The organism is Faecalicatena contorta, from assembly GCF_022835095.1.
Lineage (GTDB): Bacteria > Bacillota > Clostridia > Lachnospirales > Lachnospiraceae > Faecalicatena > Faecalicatena contorta.
Window position 1 is genome coordinate 4829865 of sequence record NZ_BQNQ01000001.1, and the last position, 13675, is coordinate 4843539.

Below are 13675 nucleotides of genomic sequence, written 5' to 3' on the forward strand. Positions count from 1 at the left end.
CACCGCCTAACTCATTAGGCTTTCAAATATCAGGGCTATTGCATAGTTAAAACCGCTCTCAAATCCTGCTTTCTGTCCATAACTGCTCCCGGCATAAATTAAATCTGCTACAGATTCCTTTGTCATACCGGCAGGCTCCTCGATCCTGTCCACGATTTCTTCCCGGATCATTTCAGACAATCCGCCATCCGCTGATATGGCAGCCGATGATTTGCTGTATGATTCTGTGTATATATTTCCAATTCTTGACATATAACCGTCTCCTTTTCTTTTTCCCGCCGCACGGCAGCAGGTGAATCTTGTCTTGCAAATGGGCTATATGACGGTATATAATCAATATAGCCCGTACTGTGTGTATTGGGTTATGCTTATTTTTTGCCCCATCGGTGTTGCCGCACCTTTGGGGTTTTTGCTTTTCCGGTCATTCGCCCACCTCCCATTCTCCTATGGACTCGCACATGAGCTTTGATCCAATCTGGAAGCCAAGTATGAATCCCACCCGTTCGGCCTGATCAGATATGGATAAGGCTATCTCCTGGGCTTTAGAATAATTTTCTGCACCCATGCTGTTTTTTAAATCATCACGCCGGGCCTTGGGAATGTCATAGTCATATATCTTACGCAATTCCTTATAGCGCGGCATTTGTACATAGTACCGGTACATTTGTTCCAATATATCGGCTTTCATAGAATTCACCTTCTTTCCCTAATGTATTGGACTCTACGTACTCCCCCTTGTAAAAAATTGCTATTCTAATTTACACCCATCCCTCCTATCCACTAATCTTTTAACAATTTCTATGTCCGAGTTATACCGCCCCATCATCTTATATATGTCAACAACCTGAGCAGCATAATCAATGCTGTTGAAAACGGCCTCGCATCCCCTTTCCTGCATGAGATAATTTGCATCAAAGTTTTCAATCAATTCTATATAGGGAGTTCTTTTTTCATAGTCTATTTGAGGGGATATTCCGTATAATGGCTGTCTCTGCATGTAACAGACTCCCTTTAATTCCATGCACCTCCCATCTTCGATTTTAGTAAACTGCTCATCGGTTAGCATTTCTAAAAATGTTTGTTCATTAAGGATTTCAGCTTTCCACAGCTCATCACCGGGTTTAAGTTTTATATATTCAACCATAGATTAATCCTCCCACTAACTTATCAATCATATTTTAATTTTTGGCTGCTGCTTCCCAGGGGGCCGATGTCACCGCACCGCTCCCCCGAAAATCTGTAATGTCCAACTAATAAGTTATATAATTGCCTGACGCGCTCTCGATCCATTCCGGCTATGATCCTGAATACCATACCTCTACATCTATCAATTTGTTTCCTTCTATCAGGAGCCATTTTAATAAAATGGTGGCGTGCAATGGTATATATCTCTTCCAGAACCTCGTTATCTTCTTCCTTATCCATTAGATAAAGCATTTGTACTATGCATTGCCTATATCCTTCATTTTGCATACTCAGCACCTTCTTTCATCTCGATCAGCAACAACATCGTTTGCCCCTTTGGCTTTATATCGTCTTTTCCGCCTATATTCTTCGTTACTCATGTCGGAATCTCCATTCCTCTTGGTTTTCGCATTTCGCATCGTATAAACAACAGGTACTGTTCCATCATTTCTTTGACTCCCAAATAACGACAATAAGTAACTGCTCCCCGATATTGAAAGTCTGCCACGAGTGTTACCAAATGCTTATAATTATATCGCTTATAGCTGGCGGCTTCTTTGCTCCCATTTTCCGCTGCTTCCCATATTTCAAATAGCTTTTCGTAGAGCTCTTCAAACATAATACGGTGGCGGTACCTATCCTTGCTTAACATAATCATCTTTTTACAGGTCAAGACCCGATACGGAACTTGTACATATTCCGAAATATTCCTAACTTCTACCGGTTCAAGCTCCTCCTCTCCCTTAAATGTTGCTTCTAACAAATCCTGCGTCACATCTGCAAACTTTGCAAAAGTACAGATATGGTATGGATGATATTTTATAAGTTCTTCTAAATTAACCAAATCCAATTTATTCTTGCCCTTCCCTCCGGGATTATGCTACTATATATTTGCTTTATAGTGTAGCTCCGGCTATGCCGCCCCTGTCAGTGTTCGCACCACTGGCAAGGGCTATTTTTTATGCGATGGAGAATCTTCTGCTCTCCGTTGTCCTCATGTACTGGTCATACAGCTTTGCATGATCCGCTTTGAAAGCTTTACCATCAAATCTGTTTGAGATAACCGTTGTGAACCTTACCATATAATCCCCGGCCTTCTGCTCCTCCAGATCCTTCCTCTGCATGTCTGCTTTGATCTCCGCTTTCAGTGCCTCAATCTGCTCCTCAATCTTCTTCTGCTGCGCTTCCAGCTCTTTCAGCTTTCTTACGCGGTTGACAATCATTCTCTCTGTCATTTTAAAATCTCCTTTCCTGTGCAATCCCTTGAGCATCTTCTTGACTATTACTGCGTCTCCAGACCGTTCACAAGTATATGGCTCAAAGTTTGTGGGGGCTTTCGGCTTCCCCAATTGCTTTTATTAATTGTTGATATTCGGTTTGGCTTCCGGCTGACTCATCTTCCTGACTATTGATCCCGCTGTCGTTCACTCACAGGTATATGGTTTTCAGCTTCACAGCTTTTCGGGCTGTTCGTTTGCCTTACCTTTATCTTATGATCTTATTATACTAGTTGTGTACACTACAATCAATTGACATATAGCACAAAGTTGTGTACGTAATTTTGTTTATTTTTGTAGTGTACACATCATTGTTTTTGTGTTATACTTTAATCGTAAGGTGGAATGGATCTTCCATTAAAAATCGCCCCATATAGGGAGAAAGTAGGTGTAATATGGCTTTGTCCGAAGAACGAAAAGAATATTTATATGACTACAAAAAGTCAAAATTAAAGCGCATCCCCTTGGATGTCCAAAAAGAAAAATATGAGGAAATAGCTACCGCTGCATCCAAAACAGGAGAATCCGTCAATGGTTACATCAAAAAGGCAATTGACCAGCGAATGGAGCGTGATGCTGAATAAAGCTCTAAATGGGAAAACCAGATTCCTTTTTAGGGCCTCGGAAATCTCTGAATAACCACTGCCACTCCGTCAATACTATTTCATGGAAGGATGTGTTAAAATGCCATTACCAAACCAGAAGAAAGAATACACTACTGATTTTATTTATTCTCTGCCTGATGGGGAACGCGCTGAACTGATAGATGGTCAGATCTATTACATGGCCCCGCCAAACAGAAGGCATCAGGAAATTATAGGTGAAATATTTGCCAATATTCATAACCATATCAAATCTAAAGGCGGTACATGCAAGCCCTATATCGCGCCATTTGCTGTATTCCTCAATCAGGATGATAAGACCTATGTCGAGCCTGATATAAGCGTTATATGCGATCCAAACAAGCTCAATGATAAAGGCTGCGCAGGCGCACCGGACTGGATTATTGAAATTGTCTCACCGGGCAGCAGGCGCATGGACTACTACACCAAATTATTTAAATACCGCACTGCCGGGGTACGGGAATACTGGATAGTCGATCCTGAGAAGAACCGTATTTTGGTTTATAATTTTGAATCTGAGGATACAGGGGACTATACATTCTCTGATTCCGTTAAAGCTGGCATCTATGAAGACCTGACAATTGACTTCGGACAACTGAACATTTAGCCACTGCCGCCCCCATCCATCAGGATTGAGGGCGGTATTGTTTCCCCTTTTAGGGTGTCCGAAATGTCCGAATAACCTTTTTAGGGTGTCACATTTGTCACTATACTCTTTTTAGGATAGCCAAAATAGCCAGAATCTTTTTAAGGACTCAGAAAATGAAGGATGTTTTTAAAGATGGAATAATGGCAGATACTTGATTCCTTTTGCCAGATATGCTATATTAAAGACACAAAGAGAACAACCGCCACGAGAGTGGTAACCTCTAAAGTTAAGTAATCGCCTTACGGCAACCGCCTATCCTGTGGGTCAGACAGGGTAGGCATTTTTATTTTCGCTTATTGTTCCTATCTATGTAGGTAAGCAGCGCAATCAGGAAAATCCCGAATGTCAACATCAATGATATTGCATCTGATATATCCATCAGCACCACCTCCCCTCTTCTGTGAAGTCCGGGAGGCTACCACCCTGTACACGGTTGTTCTACTGGCAGTATAGCATAATCTTCTATATTCCATCAATATTTAAATTATCAATGTACTCTTTATGTAATTCTTATCAAAAAGCCATTTTAATCTTTAGCCTTATATTTATACCCTAAAGGCATTTAGATTGATTCTATCCTATTTCGCCACGACTATAGTCGTTGTTCAAAATATTGTAGCGCATCCGATCAGCCCGATTTTCCCTCTGCTCCTCATTCAGGTTCATTCCTGGATTTATTCTTATCCATGCTGTCGGCACCCTGGCACAAATGCTGCCATCTTTATTCTCTGCAATAATCCTGCATTCCTCCGGCCGGCTCTCTGCCAGTCTCATCACCCTTGTAATGGTTCTGCCCTGTGTAATACTCACTGTAGCGGTCTTGCTGTCTCTCTGCCATTCAATGACATTCTCGTTGTTATTATAGTCTGGCAGAGCGATTTCTTTTGTACCACACTTTACAACATCAGCCAGCCTCTCCAGCGTGCTTATCTCCAGATACTTATTTTCAAAGATCCAGTTAATTGTGCTCATCGAAAGTCCTGTTTTCCTCTCAATGTCCAGTTCATCCAAATTCTTACTTTCCAATAGTTCTTTATATCTATTCACATTTAATCTCATGTTTTCCTCCTTTATGCAGACATAGCCATACCATATCAGCTCTTATTATGTGATAACGATGATCCCTTCCACATACCTTGCCAAAACCTCACCTAAAAGTGATTTATTTCCACATGAACGTAACCATGTCCGAATTACCTCTATCCCGCTTAACGATACCGCCCTAACACCGCTCTCTGGTATTTACCTGCCTGACTCATTACACCGGTTGGCTTGACCTCTGGCTCGTTTCCCGGATATTTCAAGAAGCCAACATCCCAATCATAGAAATACAAATCCAGATCGTACAGATCACAAACATACAGATATAGGTTCCGCTCTTCAAAGATACTGTTAATAGTAGCCCGTGAATACTTCTTACCGAAAAATATAGCCTGGTTCCTCATGTTCTCCAATGCCTGTAGCTTTGTAATTGTCATGTGCCATTTATCAAATTGCTTATATTTTGGTTTCTCATACTCAAGATAATGGAACGGGAACTTAATCGGAATTCGTTCACGCCTTGCAAGCCCGAGCATCCTGTAGGAAATATAGTTATAGCTGCCAATAGATACATTCTTAATTCTGTCATAAACTGGCAGCGGATAGCATTCCCGGCACAGAAGCCCATCTCCATACAGATACAGCTTTGTACGCCTGCTGCCACACTTCGGGCAAACGAGAAACAGCTTTTCTCCATATCCTGTCTTCTGCTTCGTGAACTGTATGTTGTACTCTTTTCCGTTTATCTTTGCTATGGCAGCAGGCATACTCCTCGCACCCAGCTTTATGCAATCCTTTACATCAATATAGCTTCTCATTGCCTTCTCCTCTGTTTTGTAAATATACGAAATACTAAGTATACAACATTGCAGCGTTCCTTTTAAGGGATCTCGAATGTCTTGATTCCATCCCTGATTTACTATTGCAACAACTTTAATAGTATTAGTGTTTGTTCTTAGATTGGGCTGGAAAAAATATTTTCTGGAAACTGCACTATTGGAAACAGTTACCCACACCGGTTCCTATAGCATTTAAACTGTTGCTGGAAGGGTGGGGGGGGGCTTTTCTACGTCTTCAATACCACACCCCCATATATGCGGCCCGTACATTATCTGAATCCCCACAACCGGTCTACTATAGGCTTTCCTGCATTTTATTTTAGGGGGGATTCAGCACAATGTAGCCTGCTGCCAGATCCCAACAAATAAATACCGTTCGCATTCGTCGGTTTCCGAACGTTCGGAACGTCACCATATTCCAATGGCATCCCTCTCAACCTCACTTGTCCATGTACGCCGGAAAGATTCAAGCCCTATATGATGAATTGATGCAGCCGCAATATATTCTTCATAGTACCCTCTGAACTTCCGGCTCCTGCTGGGCTTTCTTAATTCCCGCATAGCTTTGTCCTGATAACTCCGTGCTACCTCCCGTGAAAGATTATACTTCTCTCCTATTTCCTGTAGAGTTTTGCTATCCAGGAACCGGCAGCGTATTACATCCGATTGAATCCCTGGCAAGCTGTCCACCGCTTCCCAGAGCTGTTTCTTCATGCCTTGGTAGTCCAGCCGGCCGATTATATCCCCTTCCAGCTCCTCACCTGATCCAACAAAGTCCTCTACAGTCAGTTCGCCTTCTTCATCTCCTAAAGGTTCATTCAGGCTGCGAATCTGCCCCATTCCTATACTTTCCTTGATGGACTTTAATTTCTCTTGGCTGATCCCCAGGAGCGCACACAATACTTGATCCGAAGGATCGGTGCCGTAATATTTCCGGTATTCTGTCTCCATCTTCTTATATTTGTGCATCCATTCCCGGGCATGTGTAGGTATACGCACTACATTGCCACAATTCTCAATATATCGTTGCATACCTTGTCTGATCCAGAACGCAGCATAAGTGATAAATGCAACTCCCTTCTCCGGGTCATAGTGTCGGACAGCTTCACACAAAGCAATATATCCCTCCTGCATAAGATCATCTAATTCAGCATGGCACGTAAACTTCACAGCCATCATTTTCACGAAACGATGGTTCTGCTGCCATAGCTGTAGCATATTGTCAGCTTCATCCATACCGGCCCGGATCAACGCAACAATCTGCTCATTAGAACGAAAAAGGGGAGCTTCCATCGTCTCCGCAGATGTACCATTTTTTTGTTCATATTCGGAATTTTGTGTGAGGATCGGGGGGACATGCGGTCTGATGAATTTTATCGGAACTTTTCAGACCGCCCCTCCCTGCCATTTCAGAAAATTCCTCATGGTTCGCTCGAGCTTCATCATGAAATTTCTCGCTGTTCCCCCGCGGTTCAATCTGTAATTTTGTGTTGTTCACCTGTGGTTCAACTGGAAAGTTCTCACTGCTTCCTCTTTGCTTATTTTGAAATTCCCCGTTGTTCCTCCGTTGTTCGTTTTGAAAATTGCCGGGGTTCACCCGGTGTTCATTTGACATATACGGCCCACTCCCTTACAATAAAATAAAAGTAAGGTTTGGTAAGGTTTTAACTTGCTCTATAGGTATTGGAGTGCCTATAGGGCATTCTGCATATTATCGCTGATCTCCTGCAACACATGCTCCATACATTCCTGCGACTCTTCTGTGGGGCAGAATGGATAGATCTGATTAACAATAGGCAACATAGGAAAGGCCTGTACCAGTAATGCCAGCCTGTACGCTTTAGATTTACAATAGCTCTGCATACTTTCCAGAATGGTAGATTCATCACATTCCGGATTTCCATAACAGAAACCTATCAGGTATTCCTTTTTGGTCTTATTCGTTTCGTTTTGTACAACGTACCAATATTTATTCATTATCATTATCCTTTCTTCTCTACAATCAAAAAGTATCACCATCCAGAAGACGGTTACTCACTATACGTTTCTGTCGTTCACGCTCTTTTTCTCGGGTAGTTTTAATATTTTGTCGTTCCTGTCTAACCATCAATTTTTGTGCCAATGCTGCCAGATATTCATCTTCCGAATCGTTTAACAGTTCCATAACTTCATCATCTCTTGTATATACTCCATTATTAATCTCAATTCTCATTTTTCTTCTCCTATTTGAAACCTTCTAGTTACTGCGGAGGTTCCGGCGGAGAGTTAGCGGAGGGAGCGTTACAGCCAAAAAGGCTTTATTTATATAAGGTTGAAGCATTAAACGGAAAAGCGGAGGTTTTTTCAGTTCTTTAAACAGTTTAAAAACCTATATAGTCATTCAAAACACTATAAAAATATCTTTAAATGTCATAAAGAATAATCTCCGCTTCTCTGCTTCCATTGATTTTAGAGGGTTTGGCCCTCCGCTTTGGCCTAAAAAACCTCCGCTTTCCCTCCGCTTTTCCTGAAAAACCTCCGCTTTTACCAAAATGGAATCTCCTGCTGTATACAATCGTCTTCTGTAATGCGTTGGAATCCGTCATTTTTCTGTTTAAGATTACGATACACCATTATTCCGCGCCTACCATCTACATTTGCTTTTCCAACCGGGCAGCCGTTCGCTTCCATCCTGTCTTTTATGTTCTGCTTATTTACATTTGTAAAGTTATTGAACTGGCACCATGTAATGTATGCGCTCTCGAAGTCAGGCTTAGAAATCATATCCGTTTTATTCCCTGTGATGATATAGCACTCTGACAGATAGCGGTATACCGTATCTAACTTTTCGCGATACTCTTTTACTGCATCTTCGCAGGCCTGGCACTTTGTAACCTTATAATTGTTGCTGATCAGCCGGTGTAGCCCCTCCAAGAACCAGTTGAATATCGCATTACGTTCCATAAGCATCTTGTCTAATATTGCCCCATCCCTGCGATCCTGCTCTATCGTGTTTAGGCAAGGCACAATACACATCCGTTCAAATATATGCCCACCTTTATCATCTTGAAAACTGGGTAAATTATTGCAGGCAATCGTAATCCCACCAGGAAACGTATAATAATAAGGCTGTTTATTCTTTGGCTCTATTTTTACCGGATCACCGCCTGTTAACTGCTTAAATACAGCGCTGTCCTTTATTTCGCTGCCAGTCTGGTCACCAATGCTGATGACACGTTTACCAACTATACCGCCTAATAAAAACTTTGACCCTTCATTCATGTGCTGTAAGGGGATGTTCGCAATCTTATCTTCTCCCAATATATGGCTTGTCAGATTAAGAAGCTGAGTCTTCCCCGAATTCCCCAAAAGAGACCATAAGACCAAACACAGCTTAGCCCTATATACTTTCACATTCGAAAGAATCAGACCTATATATTCTTGCAGCACAGCTTTTTTCTCCTCGTCAATAATTCCTTCATTGTCACTACACAAATCATTCATATACCGGTCAAATACTGGTCTGTGCACATCCTCTGGGTGATACTCGCAATCCAACTGAATCGTACTATACAGTTTTGGTGTATGCGGCTTCAATGCTCTGCTCCTTATGTTATACAGCCCGTTCCTCATATTGATGTAGTCCTCGTTTGTATCCAGGTCACGGAAGGTGCATATATTTTCTTCTTTGCATAATAGCAGGTTATACACATTGTTAATCATATTGTCACTGGCAAGCCCAATAGGGACATAGCGACGAATAATGGACTTCACTTTATTTCGGTTGCACTTGTTGTATACACCATGTTCATATACGAAAAAATCGTCCTTGTCCTCTTCCGGTCTCCTGACAATCAGATAATGAAGTCCCCTGCTGATGCTATCGGCCAATATGTCACCGTTAATTTTTAGTTTAGAATTCTCCCCTTTACCATCATGATACAACCAGGGTGCCCCAATATTCTCTGCATCGGATACCAGCTTCTGAAGGTTTTCTTTCGAATGCCCTTCTTGGTGGATATAATCAGTTACATCCCCTTTATCTTCCTGAGAAGTGAGCGTCCACCGGATAGAATGAGCAAAATGCTTTAAATCTCTAATAATTTGGTCTTTCAGCTTTAGTCCCACTTCGTCATTATCAGGAAGAATAACCACTTTCGCTCCTGTAAAATAAGAAGCGTATTCTTTTTTCCAATCATTCGCACCGCCTGCTGTGGTGGCTGTATAACCTAGTTTCCTTAAAGTGTCAGCATCCTTCTCACCTTCTACAATATAGACCGGATAGCCGCCTTTCACTGCCCTTAACAGTTCTGACAGACGGTACAATGTAGTACATTCTTTCTTTTTACAGCACCTATACGTATCATTACCCCTGTCTACTGTCACAAACCGGATGTCTTTTCCTTCAAAGCGTACTTTCGAATATAAATAGGTACCATTCGCATCTTTGTAATCATATACGGCTTCTATGTGTTTTCCCTGGCCATACTCAAACCGTTCTTTCCACTTTGGCGGCTTATATCCGCCAATATCCTCAAATGACAGCCCAACCTCTGCCAGGATGTCTTTGGTCTCACATCCCGCATGACAATGGAGCAGCAGCTTCCCATCAATTTCAGATATAGTCAGGCTGGCTTGGTTATCGTAATGTACCGGACATTTACATTGGTAGGAGGTATTGCTAATCTTTCTGCTTATAGCAAAATGTGTCAATAATTCCTGTAATGTCATAAATCGGTGTCCTCCACTAAATTTTCCAGTGCCTGCTGCCCCTCCGGCTGCTTTAATGCCCGAAATATGTTGATAATGAGCCAGAAATTTTGTTTTGGGACTTATTCGAAAAGGACTGAGCAAACAATATAGCATTTTATAATTTTCCTGCTGCATATTCCAATTTTGTACTTTTTTTGTACTTTTCTTGATTTCAGCTTTCCCCCATGCTATACTACTATTCGTTCCCAGCCTCTAAAAATAAGGTCTAAAGGGCGATTCAAACCGAGTGTTCGAGACCTTCCACTCGTAAAACAAAACTAAAGGAGAATTTAATAATGAAAGATTTACAGAGCAAAAAAGTGCTGTTCACAGCACAGGCAGCGATGATCGCTGCGATCTATGTGGTGCTGACCATTGTGTTTGCGCCGTTCAGTTATGGTGAGGTGCAGGTTCGTATTTCCGAAGCACTGACGATTCTTCCAGTGTTTACCCCTGCTGCCATCCCGGGGCTGTTTATCGGATGCCTGATCAGCAACATCTTTGGAGGCTGTATTCTGCCGGACATTATTTTTGGCAGTCTTGCCACTTTGATTGGCGCCGTCTTTACATGGCAGCTGCGCCGCAAAAGCAGATTTCTTGCCCCACTGCCTCCGATTCTTGCTAATGTACTGATCGTACCGTTTGTCCTGCGCTACGGATACCAAGTACCGCTCCCAATTCCTTTTATGATGCTGACCGTAGGCATCGGAGAAGTCATATCATGCGGAGTCCTTGGAATGATCGTATATACCGCACTCAACAAGTACCGGCACACAATTTTCAGAACAGCGTAATATAAAGCGTGCTATTTTTAAATCTGGAAAGGACCATCTTCGGAGATATATTTTCCGGAAAATGGTCCTTTTTCTAATTCTAATATTACATTTTTGTTTACTTCACATATCCTATAAATGTATTGCCGCTTCCCGCCGTCATTGCCTCCATATCATTTACGCTGACTGTATTCTCCTCGCCGCTGTCGGGATCAATGTACGTTACATCCGTCGTACTGTATCCGGTCAGAAGAATGGCGTGGCTGGAATCTGTCATGGCAATTACAGGGAGGCCTTTATTAATAACGTAGAGTACCTGGCTCAAAGTACAGCCGGTCAGATTCACCCTTTTTGCATGATACTGCTTCATCTGATCCTCACAAGCATCAAAAGAGGACTGATCATCCGCCCGCTTAAATACCTGTGCTTCTGTGTAATATACCAGATCCCGGTTACCCTTTTCCCAGATATATGACTGATCCGAAGATATCACTACGCCCGATACCTGTTCCGCCTTTTGAATTGCATACGCCGCCTTGTCGTAAATTTCAATCAGCTCTCCCATGCCATATACATAATATTTATCTGCTTTTACTTTCCCGTCAAACGCAATCCTCACCGCCTCATCCAGCATAACCTGTTTCGGTCTCAGAATCTTCGGCGACTGGTCTTCAATTCCATCCGCATATGTGAGCCTCATCTGCTTTTCTTTTAAATCTGTGGTATAGGATTCCAGTGTGATATTACTCTCTTTTCTTACTTCATTATTACTGATATAATCCTGTTTTGTTCCCGTATATGTGTCTCCTGATTTTGTGACCCGATTCAGCGTCACCAGGTTTTCTTCAATAATAATATCCGAAATATACGTTTCTTCCACAGAATAGGTTTTTACAACTTTATTTTTACTGTCCCGGATCTCCAGCTCATACATAGGAAGCAGATCCTCCCCGGCAACCGTTCTGCCCTTATCTGACGGCCTCTGATATCCATATATAAAGTCGCTGGACACAAACCCGAGCGGACGGATCGTTTCTCCGTCTTTTGCCTCCACAATATTTTCTTTCCCGTTTTTCAGATTGAGCACTCTGATCTCCGTAGCTTCTTCCAATGACCCATTCGTCTGATAAGCCAGCATGTGTCCGTCATCGGACGCCGTATACTGACCCTCAGCCAGATCCTCCGCAAGGACTTCCTGCTTATTGTTATCCAGATCAACCTGGTACAGCTTTCCGCCCGCGAGTACATAGAGCATCTGACGCTCATGGCTGTAGTACACCATCTTGCCCAGCTCGTCTTCTGCGATGGCAAAAGACTTGTTGCTTGGAATAAACGCCTTTTCCTCCACCGCATTTTTGTCGATGTCAAAGTAATACACATCAACACCGACTTCCCCCTCGTGCTCGCCCCTGTTCATATATCCATAAACTGCAAATGCCGTACTGCCGTTTTCATCCACACTGATGATCCGTACTTCATGCTGATCGTACCTGCTGCGAACGTCATGACCTTCTTTGTTTGCAAAGCTGAACACCAGTGAGAGCTCATCTGCATCCTGATTGTATGTCCAAAGATCCCTTTCCTGTACAAAAGAAACGATTGTGCCATTTTTGTTCGTCTCGTACGGCACATTAGATGAAGCTATACCAAGCAGGATACCATTTTCGTTTAAAACTTTTTTATTGCCATTAAATACCTGATTCATACTTCGGTTGTAATCCAGCAGGTATAATTCATCTCCACTGTATCTCACCCGAAAGAATTCCTTGATATTGTATGTTTCGACCTCTTCCCCATCCCCCACACACGTTACCTGATACTTCGCCAGAAGAGAGGTATATACACTGTTGCTCTCCTTGATGCTCCATTCAACATCACTGGAAATCTCAGGGGCCAGGTTTCCCCAGGTCAGCTGCGAACTGCTGGAGTGAATTGTTACCGTCTGAAAGGTTGTATTATCTCCTTCTTCGTTGGGTTCAAGGTATGTGCTAAGATCGGACGCATTTTTTTTGTCAAATGTCTTAGTATGAAAGTCTTCTGCAAAATTCAGGCATTCTCCGACAGCAAGATCATCTGGACGCTCAATTCTCGTATAGAAATAAATGTCTTGCTTTTCCACCTTTAGTGTGACCTTTAGAACAGCTTCCGATATTCCTTCCGCCAGAGCGCCGTTTAAATCCAGCTGTATTGCAGTGTCAGAAAGATCCTTAATCTCACCCTTTTTATAAATCTCTTCCCCATCCAGTGAGTATACCTCATAATGGATTTCCTGTATTACATTGCCATCCGTATCTACTGCCATCTGAAGCGTTCCGTTTTCTTCCAGCGGAGTTATCGTATCCCGCATAGCGGTGATATCCATTTCATTAACATAGCCGGCCAGCGCATTTACATTTTTCCCCTGTACCGAAAAAGAAATCCGCGGCAGAGAAGGCTCGCTCAGGTCAACCGTCAAATCGGCCGTTCCTCTGTTTGTCAGCAGACTGCTTATGACAATTGCGATAAGAAACACGCCCGTCAGAATGCCTGCTTTTATCCACCTCTTTTTTTTCATTTG

General features: G+C 42.5%; 18 protein-coding genes. 3 read left to right on the plus strand and 15 right to left on the minus strand.

Annotated elements, in window-relative coordinates:
* Positions 1–6: 6 nt before the first annotated feature.
* The 6 genes from MWG26_RS21580 to MWG26_RS21605 form a co-directional block, all read right to left on the minus strand.
* Complete coding sequence (locus MWG26_RS21580) at positions 7–252, minus strand: hypothetical protein (protein ID WP_025653694.1); 246 nt, start codon at positions 250–252, stop codon at positions 7–9.
* 169 nt (positions 253–421) lie between these two features.
* The gene (locus MWG26_RS21585) at positions 422–697 is read right to left on the minus strand and encodes a hypothetical protein (RefSeq protein ID WP_244062776.1); all 276 of its coding nucleotides are present in this window, start codon (positions 695–697) and stop codon (positions 422–424) included.
* A gap of 51 nt (positions 698–748) precedes the next feature.
* Positions 749–1144 (minus strand): hypothetical protein, encoded by a 396-nt coding sequence (locus MWG26_RS21590; protein WP_025653696.1) that lies wholly within the window; start codon positions 1142–1144, stop codon positions 749–751.
* A gap of 23 nt (positions 1145–1167) precedes the next feature.
* Complete coding sequence (locus MWG26_RS21595; protein WP_244062777.1) at positions 1168–1425, minus strand: hypothetical protein; 258 nt, start codon at positions 1423–1425, stop codon at positions 1168–1170.
* A gap of 136 nt (positions 1426–1561) precedes the next feature.
* The gene (locus MWG26_RS21600) at positions 1562–2029 is read right to left on the minus strand and encodes a hypothetical protein (RefSeq protein WP_147324089.1); all 468 of its coding nucleotides are present in this window, start codon (positions 2027–2029) and stop codon (positions 1562–1564) included.
* A 115-nt stretch (positions 2030–2144) separates the two neighbouring features.
* Positions 2145–2420 (minus strand): hypothetical protein, encoded by a 276-nt coding sequence (locus MWG26_RS21605; RefSeq protein WP_025653699.1) that lies wholly within the window; start codon positions 2418–2420, stop codon positions 2145–2147.
* 437 nt (positions 2421–2857) lie between these two features.
* Here MWG26_RS21605 and MWG26_RS21610 point away from each other — a divergent pair, with 437 nt between their 5' ends.
* Both MWG26_RS21610 and MWG26_RS21615 read left to right on the plus strand, forming a co-directional pair.
* Complete coding sequence (locus MWG26_RS21610) at positions 2858–3046, plus strand: hypothetical protein (RefSeq protein WP_025653700.1); 189 nt, start codon at positions 2858–2860, stop codon at positions 3044–3046.
* 100 nt (positions 3047–3146) lie between these two features.
* On the plus strand, positions 3147–3692 hold the full coding sequence (locus tag MWG26_RS21615) for a Uma2 family endonuclease (protein ID WP_025653701.1): 546 nt from the start codon (positions 3147–3149) through the stop codon (positions 3690–3692).
* A gap of 325 nt (positions 3693–4017) precedes the next feature.
* Here the strand turns inward: MWG26_RS21615 and MWG26_RS21620 are convergent, their stop codons facing one another.
* From MWG26_RS21620 to MWG26_RS21655, 8 genes are all read right to left on the minus strand, one after another.
* Positions 4018–4113, minus strand: coding sequence for a putative holin-like toxin (locus MWG26_RS21620; RefSeq protein ID WP_117440564.1), 96 nt, complete (start codon positions 4111–4113; stop codon positions 4018–4020).
* 194 nt (positions 4114–4307) lie between these two features.
* Positions 4308–4793 carry a helix-turn-helix domain-containing protein gene (locus tag MWG26_RS21625; RefSeq protein ID WP_025653702.1) on the minus strand — a complete coding sequence of 162 codons (486 nt, stop codon included), beginning with the start codon at positions 4791–4793 and terminating at the stop codon, positions 4308–4310.
* Between the two features lie 149 nt (positions 4794–4942).
* A complete protein-coding gene (locus MWG26_RS21630) occupies positions 4943–5593 on the minus strand; it encodes a hypothetical protein (protein WP_025653703.1) in 651 nt (216 codons plus the stop codon).
* A gap of 429 nt (positions 5594–6022) precedes the next feature.
* Positions 6023–6907 (minus strand): sigma-70 family RNA polymerase sigma factor, encoded by an 885-nt coding sequence (locus tag MWG26_RS21635; protein WP_025653704.1) that lies wholly within the window; start codon positions 6905–6907, stop codon positions 6023–6025.
* 399 nt (positions 6908–7306) lie between these two features.
* Positions 7307–7591: a hypothetical protein gene (locus tag MWG26_RS21640; RefSeq protein ID WP_147324088.1), complete on the minus strand. Its 285-nt coding sequence runs from the start codon at positions 7589–7591 to the stop codon at positions 7307–7309.
* 25 nt (positions 7592–7616) lie between these two features.
* Entirely contained in the window at positions 7617–7826 is a 210-nt protein-coding gene (locus MWG26_RS21645) for a hypothetical protein (protein WP_025653707.1), read from the minus strand.
* A 168-nt stretch (positions 7827–7994) separates the two neighbouring features.
* Positions 7995–8144, minus strand: a complete 150-nt coding sequence (locus MWG26_RS21650) for a hypothetical protein (protein WP_155857907.1) — start codon at positions 8142–8144, stop codon at positions 7995–7997.
* On the minus strand, positions 8138–10324 hold the full coding sequence (locus MWG26_RS21655) for a phage/plasmid primase, P4 family (protein ID WP_081732962.1): 2187 nt from the start codon (positions 10322–10324) through the stop codon (positions 8138–8140). The genes MWG26_RS21650 and MWG26_RS21655 overlap by 7 nt, the downstream gene beginning before the upstream one ends.
* A 317-nt stretch (positions 10325–10641) precedes the next feature.
* Between MWG26_RS21655 and MWG26_RS21660 the strand changes: the two genes are divergently transcribed.
* Positions 10642–11139, plus strand: coding sequence for a QueT transporter family protein (locus MWG26_RS21660; RefSeq protein WP_025653708.1), 498 nt, complete (start codon positions 10642–10644; stop codon positions 11137–11139).
* 97 nt (positions 11140–11236) lie between these two features.
* On the opposite strand, the gene MWG26_RS21665 is transcribed toward MWG26_RS21660, so the two are convergent.
* Complete coding sequence (locus MWG26_RS21665; RefSeq protein ID WP_025653709.1) at positions 11237–13672, minus strand: C39 family peptidase; 2436 nt, start codon at positions 13670–13672, stop codon at positions 11237–11239.
* Between the last annotated feature and the right edge of the window lie 3 nt (positions 13673–13675).